Consider the following 17,582-nt stretch of genomic DNA (forward strand, 5'->3'; position numbering starts at 1 on the left):
CCAGCTTGGGAGCGGATGCCTATCGGAAGTATTTTCGAGCGCCGGGGTGCTTTTCGAGCCACCTGGAACCCCACGAGCTTTGTTTGCCCGCTGCGATTGCTCGCCTTTGCTCGCGATACATCCTGCTGACTAGCGCACGCTGGGAAATCCACCCGATAGCTTTCCCGTCCTCGATCACGGGTACCGCGCTCATGCGGGAATTTAGCATCACGGACAGCACTTCCGAGGGCAGATCTGCTGACAGAACGTGAGAAGTATCGAGTTGGGCTTCGCCGATTACCGCATCCTCATCGGCTCCCTGCGCAGCACTGAGGGCTAGTGGGGTCGCCAAACCGACAAAATTGCCTTCCTTGTCGGTTACCAGGGCCGTTGATTCCCCGGTGCGGTGAAGCTGGGTTAGGGCAGACTTCACTGATTCTGCGGAATCGAGTGTGAGGGGCACCGGTTCCATCAGCTCCTTGGCAGCGTGCCTACCGACAAGGGTGTGGTCGACCGGCTCGTCAAGAGTGTCGCCGCGCCTAAATAGCTTGGCTGTGTAGATCGTTTCGCGGGTTAGGAATCGCGAAATTCCCACAGCAATCACCACGGCTAGCATCACGGGCAGGATCAGGTCGTACTGCCCGGTCATCTCGACAATAATTAGAACCGCTGTGATCGGTGCTCGAGCCGCCCCTGCGAATGCTGCGGCCATTCCAATTACGCCCAGGGTCCCGATGAATAGTGGATCGTCCGGAGAGATCAGCTCGCCAACGATGGCTCCGGTTATTGCACCGACAAACAGGGAAGGAGCAAAGACTCCGCCAGAACCGCCGATTGCAATGGTGTAAGAGGTGAAGAGTATGCGTGCAACGAGCAGGGCGGCAAGCATCCCAATAGTATATTTGCCTGTCAGCGCATTCACTTGGATGGGGTAACCAGAACCGTACATGTAAGGGAAGACCAGTAGGGCCAGTCCTAGCAGCACGGATCCAATTGCCGGACGAGCCCATTCGGGACCGCGATAAACCCAGTTCACCGCGTCCTCAAGTGCGTACAGAATCTTTGAAAATGCTAGCCCTGCCAGGCCTGCAAGAATCCCCACCGCTGCTGCGGGGGCCAGTGCAATGTCACTGTCCCAAGACAAATTTTGAGGAAGCGCGACCACGGGAGTATTGCCGATGAAATAGTGTGAAACTATTGAAGCGGAGACAGATGCCACCACGGCCATGCCGAAGGTCTCGGCAGAAAACTTTACTAGGATCACTTCTAGAGCAAACATTGCTCCTGCCAGGGGCGCGTTAAAGGTGGCAGCGATTCCGGCGCCGGCGCCCACTCCTGCCAGCAAGATAATGCGCTGACTAGGCAGTCCCGTCAGGGTAGCAAGCTTGGAACCGATAGCGGCTCCCACCTGGGCAATTGGACCTTCTCGGCCTACTGAGCCGCCACCGCCCAGCGTCATGGCACTGGCAATGATCTTTACGATGGCGATGCGACCGGGAATGCGACCACCTTTGCGGCGAACTGCCAGCATTATCTCCGGGATTCCGTGGCCTCTGGCTGTGGGAGCCCACTTCTGGATGAGGGGACCGTACAGGAGCGCCGAAAGAACGGGGACAATCAGCAAAAACCATGTGCCCACCCCAAGATAGCCGTGGGAAGCTCCCGGATGTTCGGTGTAGTCGGTATAGCCCGTCATCAGATAGGTCCACCCGGCTATGCACCAATGGAATACCACGGAAGCAAGCCCACAGGTCAGCCCGACGACGCCTGCCATAATGGCGAGGGCGAAGCGGTGGTCGCGGATAAGTTTAGTAAACCAACTTCTGTTCGATTCGCTAGGGGTGGGGCTCATGCCTTCTTGAGTCCCCAGACCTGGCGATAGAAGTCAAGTTCCCTTTGCAGAGAACCGCCGATCGAGGAAGCTTTAGCCAAGCGGTGTCCTTCGCCAGTAAACTCAGCGGATTCTACAGTGGTGCCATTTGCCTGCAGGGCCTGCGCCATTTGGCGTACTTGGTCGACAGGGACGATGGGATCGTCAGTGCCGTGGATGAAGAGTGTACTGGCGCTGATCTGGTCTGCCCAGGTGATGGGGGAACGATCCTTCCATTTTGGATCGTCATCTTCTGTAGCCCCAAGCAGGGCACCAAGATATTCGGAAGCAAACTTGTGGGCATGGTCGCGGACATTTTCCAAGTCACAAATACCGTGGCGCGAGCAAACTGCGGTGAACAAATCTGATTTCGCAGCCGCTAGTAGCGCGGTAGTGGCACCAGTACTAGAACCTCTAATAGCAATCTTGTCTTTATCTACCTTGCCTTGTTCTATAAGCATGCGAACCCCACTAATAACATCGTCGACGTCGTAGATCCCCCAATTACCAAGAAGACAGTCGCGGTAGGCACGGCCGTAGCCTGTAGAACCACGGAAATTCACGTCTAGCACTGCGAAACCGCGATTCGTCCAGTACTGGCGCTCAAGGTTTAGGCCGGCGCGATTAGCACTAGTGGGACCGTCATGAACAGTAACAATCAGCGGGGGTTTGTCCCGCTTAGGGCCTTTGAAACTGGCAGAGGTGGGGACAAAGAAGAACCCATGGCACACTGAGCCATCCGTGTTCTTCCATGTAAGGAACTGCGGGGAAGAAATATCTTCCTTAGGAAGCGGAGATTCGATAGCGCGACGAATAACCGTTGCCTTTGCGTCCAGAATTTGCACTATAGAAGCTGGTTCTTGCTCTGAATCTGCCAGCAGCACTACGCGCCCGTCATCGCAACACACGTTGCCGGCTGGAGCCCACCCGGTCTCCCAAGTCTCCAGCTGCCCGTTGTCTAGCCGAATCGCACCTAGTGCGAAGTGGCCATCTTCGCTCCAACCAGCTACCAAGTGGTCATGGTCCAAGTTGTCATAGGAGTGCAAGCCGAGACGCCATTCAGGAGCCGAGAAGGCCTTCTGCGAGGGGTGGAGCGCCCGCGTCCGAAGGTTCTTCTTCCAGTCTCCGCTAGCAATTCCCTGAGCGGTGTTTGCACCCACGAACCCCTCTGTGCGATACAAATTTGCCCAGCCGGAGGAATCGTCGACGTGGATCAAGTTGTCATCCAAAGACCACCTAGGCTGCGTCACCGATACTTCCGGATCATCCAACAGCACCATGTGATCAGCAAAGTCGCCCTCGAAAGTAAGAGGCGCAACGTGGAGCGCAGCTTGATTCCAGTTCATCTGTGGACGGTTCCAAGTAATGAAGGCAAGGAATTCTCCGGCATTCGACAGCGCCGGGGAGGCGACGAAATCGTCCTCGTTCCACAGCACCTTAATGTTGGAAGATTCCCTAGCAGCGCTTCCGTCCAGAGGCACAGAAACCAGCTTGTTGGCCACGGACTGGGCGCCCGTATGGTCCTCGAGCACAGCGAAGACAACCCCACGAACCGGGTCCACAGTCATGTCTGCAAAGCGGTATGCCACCTTCGGGGTTAGGCGCCTGAGCCCCGCCGAAGGATTATCCAGGTCGAATTTGTAAAGGCAGCCATCACCGCCGTGAGAAACCACGATCAGATTATCGATGACGGTGTATGCCTTCCCGCCGTAGTCATGAACCTTGGTACGCACATCCACTAGTTCGGAATCGGGAGTCATCGGGAGAACCTCTTCAGTTCGCCCATCCATCCGCCGCCGCAGAAGTACATTACGGCCCTCCTGAGCAGAACGGGTTTCTACCCAGTAGGTGTCGTCTCCGGATACGCGCACCTGAGAAAGGCGGAACGAGCGCCTGTTTAAAACTTCAGTGGTTAACTCCGACGTCCAGGTCCCGTAAGGGGATACTTTCAAGGTTTTTTCGCTCATGGTATCTAGTTTAGAGCCATGGCTAACATTTTTGTGCTGCGGGCTTGATATTGCCAAAATCCTGACAGAAAAATCTACCATTGCATGGAGCTACATTTTACGCACTAGGCACCGGCGTTTAGACTGGATTGTCTAGGTAGTCGGAGGAAACGTGAGCGAACATCTAAAGTACATTCAGTCCCCCGCAGACTTGAAGAAGCTGAACTCTGCGCAGGCCAAAGAACTGGCCAGCGAGATTAGGCATTTCTTAGTGCAGTCTGTGTCAAAGACCGGGGGCCACCTAGGACCAAACTTGGGGGTAGTTGAGCTGACTATCGCCCTCCACCGGCAGTTCACATCCCCACGCGATCTAATCGTGTTCGATACCGGGCACCAAGCTTACGTACACAAGTTGCTTACCGGCAGACAAGACTTTACTAACCTGCGCCAAAAGGGTGGCCTGTCTGGGTACCCTTCCAGGGCCGAATCGGCGCACGACGTTGTCGAGAATTCGCATGCCTCTACCGCCCTGTCTTGGGCGGAAGGGATATCGAGGGCGCGCAAGATGGACCGCAAGGACGATTGGGTTGTTGCAGTCATCGGTGACGGCGCGCTAACAGGTGGCATGGCGTGGGAAGCTCTTGACACGATTGCTGAAGAAGCAGGAGACAAGCTAATAGTGGTTGTCAATGACAACGGCCGTTCTTACGCTCCTACGATTGGTGGGCTTGCGCACCACCTGGATGCTATCCGCACTAACCCGCATTATGAAAAGGCGCTCAGCTGGGGCAAACGCCATCTAAAGTCCAAGGGTATGCCTGGTGAGCTTGCCTACGACGCCCTCCATGGATTGAAAGCTGGAGTAAAAGACGTGTTGGTTCCCGACATGATGTTCGAGAACCTAGGAATCAAATACACCGGACCGGTGAACGGACACGATATCTCGGCGCTGGAGTTCGCCTTTGCAAGAGCGAAAGAATACGGCGCGCCGGTCATCGTGCACACGATTACCGAGAAAGGCCGTGGCTACACTCCTGCAGAGCAGGATATTGCCGATAGGTTCCACGCGGTAGGAAAGATTCATCCCGAGACGGGATTGCCGATAGCCCCCGCACGCTTCGGATGGACGGCAGTCTTTGCCGATGAGATTGTGAAAATAGCGCGCGAAGACGAACGCATCGTTGGGGTAGTTGCCGCCATGATGCAACCGGTTGGGCTGCTGCCAATGTACAAGCAGTTCCCGGATCGCGTAATTGACGTGGGCATTGCCGAACAGAACGCGCTCACCATGTCAGCTGGGTTGGCCTACGGGGGCAAACACCCGGTAGTCGCCCTCTACTCGACTTTCCTAAATCGAGCATTCGACCAGCTCCTTATGGATATCGGACTCCATGACGAACCGGTAACAGTCGTGTTGGACCGCGCCGGCATTACCGGATCGGATGGTCCTTCACACAACGGCATGTGGGACATGTCGATCGCCGCCATTGTTCCCGGCATGAAACTGGCGGCCCCCAGGGATGAAACCAGGGTGCGCCAGTCGCTGCGGGAAGCTACTTCTTGGCAGGAAGGGCCAACTCTGGTCCGCTACCCGAAGGGTTCGATTGGATCGGATATTGAAGCTATAGGCGTTTTGAATGGCGAGCCCGATACCAAGTGGGCTGCGCACATCGGGGCTCCAGAAATCATCGCTGAAGCAGGCAGTGGGGATGTAGAAATCCTGATACTGGCACTAGGCGCATTTGCACAGACTGGCATTGAGGTAGCTCGGTTGCTTTCCGAGGGAGCGCACGTGCGGGTGGTTGATCCGCTGTGGGCCATGCCGCTCGATTCCAGAGTAGGGGAAGCGGTAAGCGCTGCTGATCTGGTGGTGACTATCGAGGACGGATTAGCCCAGAGCGGGTTCGCCGCTGTGCTGAATTCATGGATGCAGCAAAACGACTGCTTCACCCCAACAAAGAACTTTGGTATTGCAAAGCAGTATCTGGAACACGCCTCGCGTGACCAGGTGATCAATGAGTTGGGATTGGAACCAGCTCAGATAGCTGAAACGGTCCAGCGCACAATGCGTGGACTAAAGCTCAGTTAGCGCCTCGGCTAGCAGATCCGTCACAGTGGCTATTTGCCACGGGCGGGCACCTGCGCTTTGCAGGATCTGCTCTACTTCAGCACCTGGCGCATACTGCCATGCTAATTGCTTTTGCGCAGCGGGAGCGACCAACTTTTCCTGCCAAATAGATAGTTCGTCCGCCAACGAATGGACGCAGAACCGGATGATCTCGAGCCTTTCTGCCGATCCTGGACGAAGTTTTGCCCACTGCCGGCGGCCGGGTAGAGAGCGCTTATTTGGTTTCTTGCGCTCCGGCAGGTCGGATTCCTTGGTACGTCCCGCGGCACGCGCGGCACGCGCCCAATTGGCAATGCGAGTGCGGGCTTTTCGTTCCCGGAATGCTCCAATGGCGAGCAGCTGCCGTCTAGAGGTTGCCTCCGCCTGGCTCGCGGCCACCATAGCCTGATTGCGCAAAATCTTCGTGGGCGCAATATTGAGTTCACGCGCTATTTCGTCGCGTTCAGCCCACAGTCTTTTGAGTACCTCTAGACCCCTGGGGGTGCGCACCTTGCCCGCGCCGGGCACCTTTCGCCATGGTTCTGCGGGAGCTTCTTTAGGCGGCGCTAACCTGATTGCTTCCATTTCTTGCTTAGCCCACTGGGCCTTGCCTGCGATTTGGAGGGCACGCGATAGTTTATTGCGCAGTGGAATGAGTAGTTCCACGTCTAGAGCGGCGTATCGGAGCCAATCGTTGGGAAGAGGCCGCTTCGACCAGTCGTCAGCCTGGTGATCCTTGAGCAGAGATTTGCCGAGGGCATACTCGCATACCGCTGCCAGCCCAATATGTTCCATTCCCAGCAGTTGGGCAGCCACTTCGGTGTCGAACAGTTTATCCGGCAACATCCCCACCTGCGCAAGACACGGCAGGTCCTGGTCAGCTGCATGAAGGATCCACTCGGATTTTTGGCAGGCTGTATCGATGGGGGACAGATCTCCGCAGCGAACTGGATCCACCAGAAAAGATCCGGCGCCCTCACGGCGAAGCTGCACCAAATAGGCGCGTTGAGAGTAGGTGAATCCCGAAGCCCGCTCCGCGTCGAAAGCTACCGGGCCGTGTCCTGCTTCCAAAGCACGCCCTACTTCTTCGATCTGCCAGTACTCGGATACGACCTCGGGAATGCCCTCTGCAGGGGCTTTTACCAGCTGCACCTTATCTACGCCCTCGCCTGCAGCGCGGAGGCCGCCTTTGCCATCAATATCCAGCTTGGCGGCGTGGCGTTCGACTAGTTTTTTGGCAGCTTCTTCGTTCATACGACCTCGTGCAACTGGGTACCGGTCAGGGACATCATTAGGTAATCTAACGCCTGCAAGTGCGGTCCCAAAATTTCGGTGTTGGGGCTCCAGGAGGCCCGCAGCTCCACGTGTAGGCGTCCGCCTAGTAACTCCGTCGCCCCAAAAGACTGCGATTCTGTCCGGGTGACAGTGCCCGTAATGGCGTGCCTGCCAGCACCGGCGGCATCTAGAGCCTCGCCTAGCCAGGCCCATACGACATCTGCGAGCAGTGGGTCGGAGGCGAATTCGTATTCGATTTCGCTTCGAGCCATTATGACGATCCGGAAGTGTGAGTCCCAGCCCGGCTGGCCCTGCGGATCGTAGAGCACAACGAAACGCGCGTGTGCAGTTTCGGCGCTCAGTGCTAGTGCGGCGGCATAAGGCGACAGCCTGGAAGGGGCAGGTACCTCTTGAATCTGCCACTTCGATTCTTTGCCAGCTTGCCTGAGGCTAAGGAGGGCCTCAACAAACTCCTCTGGGGGCCGTTCGTTCACATACCACAATGTAGCCTCCTTTACACCTCAGAGGATGGGGCCCACGCCGGTGGGCCTAATCTTTCCACTCATGTATGCTTAGGAACTCCCAGGGCTAGGAGTAAAACATGAATGTACTAACCCAACTTTTCCTCGTCGTCAGTGTTGCCCTATTAGCCCCAATAATTTCTAAACTTCTCTTCCGCGGCGTTGTCCCGGAGGTCGTCTTCTTACTTGTTGGGGGCATGCTTATTGGCCCCTTCGTCCTCAACCTAGTTGAAGTAGGCCCAGAGCTAGGGCTGCTCCGCGAGCTTGGGGTAGCATTTCTATTCCTTCTTGCCGGCTTCGAGATCAATCCGGCAGACCTGAAAGGTGGCCGCGGCGCGAAGGCCTCGCTGGTGTGGCTCGTCTCGCTCCTGCTGGCGTTTGTGGTGGTGGTTGTGCGACACAAGGTACCGCCGCTATCGGTGGAGGGCGCAGCCATTGCCATCGCGATGACTTCAACAGCTATTGGCACGCTCTTGCCCGTTTTGAAGGAACGCGGAGCAACCGCTAGGCCGGTAGGGAAGTTGGTGCTAGCTCACGGTGCTGTGGGGGAGCTAGGCCCGGTGGTGGCCATGGCGCTGCTACTTGGCTATCGCGCCACCTGGGTCTCTTTGGTGCTGCTGTTGCTCTTCGCAGGACTGTCCGTGGTGCTCGCAGTGATCCCTAAGCCTTTTCAGAAATTCGGAGGGCGAATCATAGAGGGCATCAAGTGGGGTGCTGAAACTACGGCGCAGGCTACCGTGCGAATTATGCTGGTGCTGCTGGTTGGGTTCGTAGCGCTCGCTGCCACTCTTGGCTTAGACATTGTCTTGGGCGCATTTGCGGCTGGCTTCGTCTTGCGACAAGCACTCCCAAACGGGCGTGCCGAACTCGAGCAGAAGTTGGATGGCCTGGCCTACGGCTTCTTCATCCCAACCTTTTTCATTATCTCCGGTATGGAGGTTGATCCCGCCGCCTTGCTCGACTCACCTCTTGGCGCCGCAGCCTTCCTCATCTGCCTTCTGGCTGTACGCGGACTGCCGGTATTCGGATCAACCTTCGTGATGCCCTCTGAATTAGAGAAGGAACTGTCTATTCGACAAAAGGTAACGGTAGGGCTGTACTCGACTACGTCGCTGCCTATTATAGTGGCTGTGACGCACGTAGCCGCGCAAGCTGATGCAATGAGCCAAACCACCGCCTCGACCTTGGTAATAGCGGGCACGATATCCGTGTTGGCAATGCCTTTGCTGGCATACATCACAGATCACGTTCCAGGCGCCGAGATTCTTGCCCGAAATCGAGCCCAAGCTGAAAAATCAAAGCCAGCCAAACCCACAGGAAAGGCTAATGTATCTATAGGCAAGCAGATAAAAGCCGAACAGAAATCCGCAGGGCAGAAGCGAAAGAAGGAGCGATAATGTCCAAACTTACCCGCGAACTAGCAGGTAAACGCAGCGCCACTTGTCAGGTTAGCCACCAGCGGGTGCACCTAGATCTAACTAGGGCGAAGGAAACTGATGGACATTTCCCTGTCTCTACGCTTTTGCAAGTTGATCTGAAGGAAGATTGGCTCGCTCTAGATGTCCAGGAAGGCAAGGTACTTGCCGTTACGGTAGACGGCGCTGAGCCTAAGTGGCGTCAAGATGAACATCAATTATGGATTGAGGACTTATCTAGCGGAGCGCATGAGGTTCAGGTGCGTGCGCAGATGACCTATTCCCATACCGGCCAAGGACTGCACAGATACCAGGATGCTACCGGTGCTACCTACCTATACACGCAGTATGAACCGGCTGATGCCCGCGCTGTTTACCCATGTGTGGATCAACCCGATATGAAGCCTAGGTGGACTTTCGTTATCGACGGCCCCTCGGACTGGATCATCCTTACCGGAGGAGCGGAGGTTAGCGCTACCGAATGCGAGGGCGGCACTCGCCACGAGTACAGAGAAACTCCGCCACTGTCCTCCTATCTAACCGCCGTCATTGCAGGCCCATACACGTGCGTAGAGCTCGGCACTTGGAAGGGCGGGGCACAGGATATCGAGGTTCCACTCCGCGTGTTCTGCCGAGGTGAGTTGGCTGATGCACTGCCCGTTCAGGACATGGCACAGTGGACTAAGGCCGGCCTGGATTTCTACCACGATCGGTATCAGTTTGACTACCCGTGGGGTAAGTATGACCAGGTGTTTGTTCCCGAATACAACCTGGGAGCTATGGAGAATCCTGGATGCGTTACTTTCAACGAGAAGTATTTGCGGCTCGGTGGGGCTAGCGCCACCGAGCGGGAGAAGCTGGCAAACACTCTTATGCACGAGATGGCCCATATGTGGTTTGGGGATCTGGTTACACCGCGGTGGTGGGATGGCCTGTGGCTGAAGGAATCGTTTGCCGATCACGAGGGCTATTGCGCGCTTGTCGGCGCTACTGAATTTACCGATGCATGGGCATCTTTTGCGGTAGCTCGCAAAACTTGGGCCTTGCAGGCTGACCAGTTGCCCACTACGCACCCAATCCAGGCGGAGATTCCTGACGTCGATGCCGCAAAGCAGAATTTTGACGGGATTTCCTATGCGAAGGGCGCTGCCGCCCTTGCCCAGCTGGTTGCCTACGTTGGCGAGGAGGCCTTTGTCGAGGGGGCACGGAAATACTTCGCCGAACACGCGTTCTCAGCAACGGAAATGTCGGATCTAACTGCGGCATTGGAAGAAGCCAGTGGGCGCAAGCTGGATCATTGGGTCAGGTCGTGGCTTACTACTACTGGGCCGACATTCTTGGAAATTGCAGATGGCAAAGTGACCCGCGTAAGCAAAGATGATCGCCCTCAGGTGTTCGATGTGGGCTTTTTCGATACCGACGGCACAAGATTGGCCCGCGAGCAGGTGGAACTCGATGGCGCCGAGGTGAGGCTGAAGGCCCAGGCGCCATGGACAGTGCTAAACGAGGGCGACCGCACTTACGCCCGGTGTGGTCTTAGCCCGGCAGTTCGAGAGGCTCTTACCGACGCATTGCGCGAGATCGACGACATGTCCGCTCGCGCTGCTCTGTGGGCTTCGGCCTGGCAGGAAGTACGCGATGGCCAACTATCGCCAGCTGCATTTACCGCTGCTGTGCTAAGCGCGGCGCCACTAGAGACCGGCACTGTGCGCGATACTTTGTTGTCACAGGTAGAAACAGCAATTGGCGAATACACTGCTCCGGCACAGCGAGGTCAACTGGCACTCAAAGCTGCTCGTAATGCGTTGCAGATTGCGGGGGTGACCCAGGTACCTGAAGCACGCACTGCTTGGGCGAAATGTGCTGCTGAGTTAGCAGCAATTGGGCACGTGAAGGATATCGTCGCCGAGGTTGGCACCGGGTATGGCCTGACCGAGGACGACCAGTGGCGGCTTCTTGCGCTGGCAGCGAAGGTTGGCCAGGCGGATCTTGAAACAGCGAAGCAACGGCTTGCTGCCGCAGATACAGGCAGAAGCCGGCAGCGTTTCCTTACTGTCCAGGCAGTATTAGATCCTGAGGGCGCGAAGAAGCGTATCGTCGAGGACGAATCGGCGGCGAATGCAACGATCGATGCGCTGATGGAAGGCATCGAGATTGCCGCGGTGCCGCACACAGACCCGCAGCAGGCAGTCGCTGACCTGGAGCTAGCCGCAAAACTCTGGGATTCTCGCGTAATCCAGATTGCCACGCGCGTCGCCCATACGCTCACCCCGCACCGCATCGATACCGATGGAAGTGAAGAGCCGGAGGTATTGAAAGCGTGGAAACAGTGGGACAGGCAACTGCCCGCCACGCTCGCACGTCTTGTTGCGGAAGACCTGGACGAGACCACCAGGCGTGTTCGCATTCAGAACAAGTGGAGTGAGTAGTTTTGTTAGCGGCCCTAGCGCCGTTATCATTTAGTAACATAGTCGGTAAATAGATATTGGTACTTAGAAAGCAGGACATGATGGATTTACCATTTGGCGACGAGGATCCTCAGTCAACTGCCATTTTCGGCTCTAAACCTGCCGAAGAGGCTATTGAACGAGTCCCTCTATCGGCTGCCGCGCAGGCCGCAGTTGATGCGCTTCCTGAAGGTTCTGCATTGCTAGTAGTACATAAAGGACCCAACTCTGGGGCTCGCTTCCTATTGGACCACAATGACACTACTGCAGGTAGATCCACTAAATCCGATATTTTCCTAGATGACGTCACCGTCTCGCGTAAACATGCCATCTTCACCCACCAGGATGGAGCATGGACCGTTCGCGATGCCGGTTCTCTGAATGGCACCTATGTCAATCGGGAACGCACCGACAGTGCGGTGCTAAGCGCCGGTGACGAAGTGCAGATTGGAAAATACCGCATGACCTTCCATCCGTCTGGTGTTACTAAGTGAGTGCTGCCCCGCTAACAAAGCCTAATCAAATAGAACCTTGGCCTAGGGGAGTAGACAGGAAGGTCTGCTTCTCTATAGGCCAGGTTGTTGCTAGGCTCAAGAAAGAATTCCCCTCGCTGTCCGTATCCAAGGTGCGTTTTTTGGAGGACCAGGGAATTGTTTCCCCCACCCGCTCCGGCTCTGGGTATCGGAAATATTCCGAGGCAGACATTGCTCGTATCCGTTACTGCCTTACTGAACAGCGCGATCGGTACAAGCCAATCCGCGTAATTGTCACGCAACTGGAGAAGCTTGATCAGGGCTATGACATTGCTCCTGCCCCGGTGGCGAGGGTAGTTGCCGATGGGGGCGAAGTCATCGCACCTACAAGGGCCGATGGCACGCTTACCGTTGCCGAACTCGCTTCACTAACCGGCGCTACTCCTGAATCACTAGAGGCGATGGTCTCTGCTGGACTTATCTCTTTAGAACTATCTGGTCGCTTTGACAAGTCCGCCTTGCAAACTGTCAAGGCCGTGAAAGTACTTAACGAAGCAGGTATCTCCACGCGTAATTTGCGTTCTGTCCGCGTAGCAGTGGAGCGAGCCGTGGAACTGATAGAGCATGTCGTTACCTCCAGTGGTGCCGAACGCACCGAGCAGGCCAGCGAATTAGCTACTCACATGAGCGATTTGATGTCTGAACTGGTAAAACGTAGCGCTAATAGCTCCGGGGCCCTATAAGACCAATCTGCCTTAAAGGTAACTTTCAAGTTAAGGTTCAGACTTTGCGCGCGTTTCGTTGACCACCCGGTTTTGGCCAACTAATCTAGAGCTTGTTATCCCCGAACTTCGCAAAAGGAGCTTACAGGCCATGGTCGCATTCCCCGAACGCCGGCAACCGCTGCTCTTCAACGACGGCCTTCCAGAACTTGACCCCAATGCCGGTTACCGTGGTCCCACGGCCTGCAAGGCAGCTGGAATTACCTATCGCCAATTAGATTACTGGGCACGGACTCAACTAGTCGAGCCTTCCGTTCGGGGAGCCAAGGGATCTGGCTCACAGCGACTGTACTCTTTCCGAGACATTTTGGTGTTGAAAGTAGTAAAGCGGCTGCTCGACACCGGTGTCTCTTTACAGCAGATCCGCCAGGCAATCGCTGCACTAAAGGAATGGGGAGTCGAAGACCTAGCCCAGATAACGCTCATGTCGGACGGCGCATCTGTGTACGTTTGCACTTCTGCTAATGAGGTTATCGATCTTGTCCAGGGTGGACAGGGAGTATTCGGCATCGCAGTGGGACGTGTTTGGCGCGAGGTCGAAGGTACTTTGTCTGAGCTTCCTTCCGATGCAGCGCAGGGGGCTGACGTAGTAGACGAGCTGGCGCTACGCAGAGCACAAAAGCACGCCGGCTAATCATAAACTGAATATAAATGGATCCCGCAGGCTAATTCCTGCGGGATCCATTTATATTGCTTTTAGTCCTCTTCTACCTGGGTGAACTTTCGATCCCAAGCGGAGCGAATAGGATTGGCGTTTGCCATCAGTATGTCGAAACGATCATTGGCCACTTCGACAATCTGGCTTAGGGCCACCCGGTGCTCCTGTTCGGGGGAGTTCTCCAACCGGCGGACGCCCTCGGAAATAATTGAATCTACCGTATCCGCAGTTCCAAGGCAGGCAACGAAAGGCATGTGGAAACGCTGTTGGTATTCCTGACTGACAGATTCGAGCTTTGCCTTCTTAGTATCATCCAACCGTTCGAGGCCGAGTGAGCCACGGTCACGAGCAATAATTGCAGCCTCTTCCGGAGAAGCCAAGATCAGCTGAGCCATGTCCGGGTAGTCGTGAATCAGATCTTCCCGCAGTTCTTCTGCACTCGTGAGTACGGCAGTTTGAATGGCCGCACGCAGTTCAACGGCATTCTTGAAAGGGCGAGACTGCCAGGCTTCCTCGAGCGGCCAAGTCTTGTTGTTGAACAGGGATCGCAAAGTCGCAACAAAGTCGTCCTTGCTCATCTGGTTGATTTCTTCAATAGAAACCCCTCGTCCTTGCGCGTCCTCGGCCACAGTAGTGCTCTTCTGCTTGCCTACGTGGAAGAACAGCAGGTTGAGTACAATCGCTGCAATAGCGCCGATAGTCATACCGGAAGAGAGGAAGATCTGCGCCCATGCGGGGAAAGCATTCGCAATATCTGGCTTGAATGAGACAAGCATAGCCAGCCCAAGGGCAGTGGTGACTATGACTGCATTGCGGTTATCCGAAAGATCAGTCTTCGCAATTGTTTGCAGACCGACATAGGCGACGTTGGCAAACAGCGCGAGCGAGGCTCCTCCCAGGACGGGCGAGGGGATCGAAGCTACAACTGCACCCGCCTTGGGAATAAGCCCAAGCAGAATCATGAAACCCGCAGCTGCCGCAGCAACCCATCGCGACTTGACTCGAGTAATACGAACCAGCCCAACGTTCTGCGCGAAACAGGTATAGGGGAAAGAGTTCATAACGCCGCCGAGCAGCGTAGACAGTCCATCAGCTCGCAGGGCGCGGGTGATGTGAATCTTCCGGATTCGCTTGTTGACGATCTCGCCTGTGGCAAACACGTCACCGGTAGTCTCGACCATGGTAATGATCATGACGATGATCAAAGAAATGATCGCCGACAGATTGAATTGCGGTATTCCGAAGTAGAAGGGGGTAGTGATTCCGAACAGATTGGCACCAGCGACCTTATCCAGATTTGCATCTCCGAGTATGAGAGCTACTGCGGTGCCGCCGACAAGCCCAATAAGCACGGCGATGGTGCCTAGGAACCCATGGAGGAATCGCTGTACCAAGACAATAACTGCGAGCGTCCCGAAGGCATATGCCAGATCGCGGATCTTCGGCGTGCCTTCGGCATAGTTCGTGAAGTCGTTCGCCGATACTGCAAGTAGGGAAGTACCCATCACCAAAAGTACTGAACCAGTTACTACCGGCGGGAAGTACTTCAGCAGCTTCGCAAATAGGGGAGCAGCGAAGAAGGTGAACAGGCCCGAGACGATAATGGCTCCATAGATTGCTGGTAGTGAAGCAACTCCGCCTTTACCTGAGGTCACGCCCAAGCCGACTGCGATGATTGGCGCCACGGAAGTGGTAGTGACGCCCTGAATTATAGGAAGGCGGACACCAACCCATTTACCTATGCCAACAGACTGAATAATGGTAGCCAACCCGCAGGTAAGCAGGTCCGCGTTAATCAGGTGAATAGTTGTGGCAGTGTCCAGTTTTAGTGACTGGGCAATTAGAAGGGGAACAATTACGGCGCCGGCATAGAACGCTAATACGTGCTGTAAGCCGAGCATTACCAGTTTGCCTGGCGCAGGAACTTGATTGACGGGGTGTTTTACGGTTGCCATTGGGGCTCCTAACGTTCTTACCCCAAGTTTGGCTAACAGCTTATAAGTTTCCCAAATATTTTTGCTGTGATTTTATTCCTACGTCCGTATAGAGTGGACTACTACAGTACTCGCAGCGCGTTATTCCGGGTCTTCCGCAGGTATGGTGCGGTTATTAGTGCCAGCACGACCATGATCCACCCTGCAGACGCCACGGTCATTAGACCACCGTGGGCCCCAGCAGATTGGATTGCCTGGCCACCGATAGCTGAACCGATGGAAGCACCGACGTTCGAAGCGGTAACCATCCAGGCCATTGACTCCGTCAGTCTTGATCCAGGCACTGCCTGCGAGACCATGGTCATGACGTTGGTAGCGGTAGGTGAGAAGGCAGAACCGGTTATAAAAACAGTCACCATAAACCAGAAGAGCCCGGGCACAAAGGGGAGGACCGAACAGCCCACCCCTAGGAAGATGACCCCAAATAGGTAAAGCCTCAGAATAGATGGCTTCCAGCTGCGGGCGCCGTAAACCAAGCCTGCAATGAGCGAGCCAACCGACATAGCGGCAAGAATTACCCCCGAACCGGACGGCCATCCATTCTCGTTTGCAAAGGAAACGCACGAGACATCCAGCGCCCCGAAAATTGCCCCCATGGCAATGTAGACAATCATCAGCATCAGCAGAGTGCGGTTCTTCAGCAGTGGCTTCGATGGAGTAGTGGGGGCAGGCTTTCGGCCTGATGGAATTGGTTCAGTAGACCGCTGCGGGAAGAGCAGAAAAGCACCGATCACAGAGACAATCGCGGTGCCATAGATGCCAGCCGTTCCGTGAATCTCGGTAGCCATAAATGTCGCTAGGACCGGGCCAACGATGAAGATTACCTCGTCTAGAGTAGCCTCCAATGCAAACGCGCTTTGCAGCTTTCCCGGTTCCTTCAGTACGTAAGCCCAGCGGGCACGCACGAGCGCACCAATGGAGCCGGAAAAACCGGCACCCATAATAGTAAGTAGGTAAAGCAACGGCCTGGGGCCAGCATGGTGGGCAGTAAAAGCGAGCCCTCCGAAGGAAGCGGCCGAAATTAGAACGGACGGGAACATGATCTTCGCCTGCCCGTAAATGTCCACAAGCCTGGATAGCTGGGGGACCATAATTGCGAAGCTCACGGCAGCGACAGCAGAAAGTCGCCCGGCAAGTGCGTAGTCTTTGTACATGGCGGTAATCATCATGATGACCGCCAGGTTGGTCATTGCCATGGGGAAGCGCGCCAACGCGCCCGCCATGGAAAAACGTGCAGCTCCCGGAATGGAGAATAATTGCTTATATATCGACATTTCTGCTTCGCTAAGAAAATCCCTTTTCCTCTGAATCATAGCCTCTAATCTAAGGACCAAGCTAATTTATGAGCGCCATTGCGCCAACTTATAGAAAGACAGGTTTTTCATTGCGTCCAATTGCGTATGCACGAACGGAATTTCCCCAAAAATTCGGCATTCCTAGACAAGCGGGCAGGGTTGGCCAGCTACGCGCGCGGATCGTATTTGAGCCAGAATTTGCCTCCGAGCAAGCGGTGCGAGGGATCGCTGGGTTTTCTCATCTTTGGCTTATTTGGCAGTTCTCTGAAGTGCCTGAGCGCGACGGATTTGCGCCCATGGTTCGCCCTCCGCGATTGGAAGGTAACGAACGCATAGGCGTGTTCGCTACCAGGTCGCCATTTCGCCCAAATCGCCTTGGGCTTTCCTCTGTAAGGCTTGAAGCCGTAAAGGCTGGCGAACTAGTGGTGGCCGGTGCGGATTTGCTGGACGGAACGCCCATCTTTGATGTGAAGCCTTATGTGCGCGAGGATGTGCACGAAGATGCTCGATTCGGGTTTACACAAAAGGCGAAAGCTACGTACGAGGTAATTATTGATCCGCAGATAACTGCAAGTCTGCCTAGCGCCTACGTGGACAAATTGACTGCAGTGCTCGCCGAAGACCCACGGCCTGCTTATCATAGCGATCCAGAGCGCATCTACGGTTTTACGTTCGGAGGCTATGAGATCAAGTTCCGAGTGGACGGGGTGGTGCGGGTTCTAAGCGTTACCCGTATATAAGGAAGCACAGTTAACCCTAAAAGTACATAATGTACATTATCGGCATTTACCTATAGCGGCACTTGCGAGCTGGTTCGCCT

General features: G+C 55.4%; 13 protein-coding genes. 7 read left to right on the forward strand and 6 right to left on the reverse strand.

Annotated elements, in window-relative coordinates:
* Positions 1 to 19 precede the first annotated feature (19 nt).
* Both AC1EKG_RS00365 and AC1EKG_RS00370 read right to left on the reverse strand, forming a co-directional pair.
* Positions 20 to 1,831, reverse strand: coding sequence for a chloride channel protein (locus AC1EKG_RS00365; protein ID WP_004805291.1), 1,812 nt, complete (start codon positions 1,829 to 1,831; stop codon positions 20 to 22).
* Positions 1,828 to 3,816, reverse strand: a complete 1,989-nt coding sequence (locus tag AC1EKG_RS00370; protein ID WP_040314807.1) for an alpha/beta hydrolase family protein — start codon at positions 3,814 to 3,816, stop codon at positions 1,828 to 1,830. Before AC1EKG_RS00370 ends, AC1EKG_RS00365 begins: the two co-directional genes overlap by 4 nt.
* Before the next feature lie 151 nt (positions 3,817 to 3,967).
* Between AC1EKG_RS00370 and dxs the strand changes: the two genes are divergently transcribed.
* On the forward strand, positions 3,968 to 5,884 hold the full coding sequence (gene dxs / locus AC1EKG_RS00375; protein WP_004805286.1) for a 1-deoxy-D-xylulose-5-phosphate synthase: 1,917 nt from the start codon (positions 3,968 to 3,970) through the stop codon (positions 5,882 to 5,884).
* Here the strand turns inward: dxs and AC1EKG_RS00380 are convergent.
* Together AC1EKG_RS00380 and AC1EKG_RS00385 are read right to left on the reverse strand one after the other, a co-directional pair.
* Positions 5,870 to 7,156 (reverse strand): HRDC domain-containing protein, encoded by a 1,287-nt coding sequence (locus AC1EKG_RS00380; RefSeq protein ID WP_004805282.1) that lies wholly within the window; start codon positions 7,154 to 7,156, stop codon positions 5,870 to 5,872. The two genes, dxs and AC1EKG_RS00380, sit on opposite strands and share 15 nt — an antisense overlap.
* Positions 7,153 to 7,671 carry a DUF3000 family protein gene (locus AC1EKG_RS00385; protein ID WP_231288170.1) on the reverse strand — a complete coding sequence of 173 codons (519 nt, stop codon included), beginning with the start codon at positions 7,669 to 7,671 and terminating at the stop codon, positions 7,153 to 7,155. Before AC1EKG_RS00385 ends, AC1EKG_RS00380 begins: the two co-directional genes overlap by 4 nt.
* A 107-nt stretch (positions 7,672 to 7,778) precedes the next feature.
* On the opposite strand from AC1EKG_RS00385, the gene AC1EKG_RS00390 reads away from it, so the two are divergent.
* From AC1EKG_RS00390 to AC1EKG_RS00410, 5 genes are all read left to right on the forward strand, one after another.
* Positions 7,779 to 9,095, forward strand: a complete 1,317-nt coding sequence (locus AC1EKG_RS00390) for a cation:proton antiporter (protein WP_004805277.1) — start codon at positions 7,779 to 7,781, stop codon at positions 9,093 to 9,095.
* Complete coding sequence (pepN, locus tag AC1EKG_RS00395) at positions 9,095 to 11,542, forward strand: aminopeptidase N (protein WP_004805273.1); 2,448 nt, start codon at positions 9,095 to 9,097, stop codon at positions 11,540 to 11,542. Before AC1EKG_RS00390 ends, pepN begins: the two co-directional genes overlap by 1 nt.
* 80 nt (positions 11,543 to 11,622) lie before the next feature.
* Positions 11,623 to 12,054, forward strand: a complete 432-nt coding sequence (locus AC1EKG_RS00400) for an FHA domain-containing protein (protein ID WP_004805271.1) — start codon at positions 11,623 to 11,625, stop codon at positions 12,052 to 12,054.
* The gene (gene ftsR, locus AC1EKG_RS00405) at positions 12,051 to 12,776 is read left to right on the forward strand and encodes a transcriptional regulator FtsR (protein ID WP_004805269.1); all 726 of its coding nucleotides are present in this window, start codon (positions 12,051 to 12,053) and stop codon (positions 12,774 to 12,776) included. Before AC1EKG_RS00400 ends, ftsR begins: the two co-directional genes overlap by 4 nt.
* A 130-nt stretch (positions 12,777 to 12,906) precedes the next feature.
* Positions 12,907 to 13,449: a MerR family transcriptional regulator gene (locus AC1EKG_RS00410; RefSeq protein ID WP_004805268.1), complete on the forward strand. Its 543-nt coding sequence runs from the start codon at positions 12,907 to 12,909 to the stop codon at positions 13,447 to 13,449.
* Positions 13,450 to 13,511: 62 nt separating this feature from the next.
* Here AC1EKG_RS00410 and AC1EKG_RS00415 read toward each other — a convergent pair whose 3' ends face one another.
* Together AC1EKG_RS00415 and AC1EKG_RS00420 are read right to left on the reverse strand one after the other, a co-directional pair.
* On the reverse strand, positions 13,512 to 15,428 hold the full coding sequence (locus AC1EKG_RS00415; protein ID WP_481067700.1) for a solute carrier family 23 protein: 1,917 nt from the start codon (positions 15,426 to 15,428) through the stop codon (positions 13,512 to 13,514).
* A 101-nt stretch (positions 15,429 to 15,529) separates the two neighbouring features.
* Positions 15,530 to 16,780 carry an MFS transporter gene (locus AC1EKG_RS00420; protein WP_004805262.1) on the reverse strand — a complete coding sequence of 417 codons (1,251 nt, stop codon included), beginning with the start codon at positions 16,778 to 16,780 and terminating at the stop codon, positions 15,530 to 15,532.
* A gap of 71 nt (positions 16,781 to 16,851) precedes the next feature.
* Between AC1EKG_RS00420 and tsaA the strand changes: the two genes are divergently transcribed.
* Positions 16,852 to 17,502, forward strand: a complete 651-nt coding sequence (gene tsaA / locus AC1EKG_RS00425; RefSeq protein WP_040314799.1) for a tRNA (N6-threonylcarbamoyladenosine(37)-N6)-methyltransferase TrmO — start codon at positions 16,852 to 16,854, stop codon at positions 17,500 to 17,502.
* Positions 17,503 to 17,582 lie beyond the last annotated feature (80 nt).

This window comes from Winkia sp. C0117E2, from assembly GCF_056590455.1.

Excerpts from the sequence above, each read along its gene's own strand:
- AC1EKG_RS00415 (WP_481067700.1), bottom strand. The coding sequence starts at position 15,428 with ATGGCAACCGTAAAACACCCCGTCAATCAAGTTCCTGCGCCAGGCAAA.
- AC1EKG_RS00410 (WP_004805268.1), top strand. The coding sequence starts at position 12,907 with ATGGTCGCATTCCCCGAACGCCGGCAACCGCTGCTCTTCAACGACGGC.
- AC1EKG_RS00400 (WP_004805271.1), top strand. The coding sequence starts at position 11,623 with ATGGATTTACCATTTGGCGACGAGGATCCTCAGTCAACTGCCATTTTC.
- AC1EKG_RS00365 (WP_004805291.1), bottom strand. The coding sequence starts at position 1,831 with ATGAGCCCCACCCCTAGCGAATCGAACAGAAGTTGGTTTACTAAACTT.
- AC1EKG_RS00420 (WP_004805262.1), bottom strand. The coding sequence starts at position 16,780 with ATGATTCAGAGGAAAAGGGATTTTCTTAGCGAAGCAGAAATGTCGATA.
- AC1EKG_RS00370 (WP_040314807.1), bottom strand. The coding sequence starts at position 3,816 with ATGAGCGAAAAAACCTTGAAAGTATCCCCTTACGGGACCTGGACGTCG.
- AC1EKG_RS00390 (WP_004805277.1), top strand. The coding sequence starts at position 7,779 with ATGAATGTACTAACCCAACTTTTCCTCGTCGTCAGTGTTGCCCTATTA.
- pepN (WP_004805273.1), top strand. The coding sequence starts at position 9,095 with ATGTCCAAACTTACCCGCGAACTAGCAGGTAAACGCAGCGCCACTTGT.
- AC1EKG_RS00380 (WP_004805282.1), bottom strand. The coding sequence starts at position 7,156 with ATGAACGAAGAAGCTGCCAAAAAACTAGTCGAACGCCACGCCGCCAAG.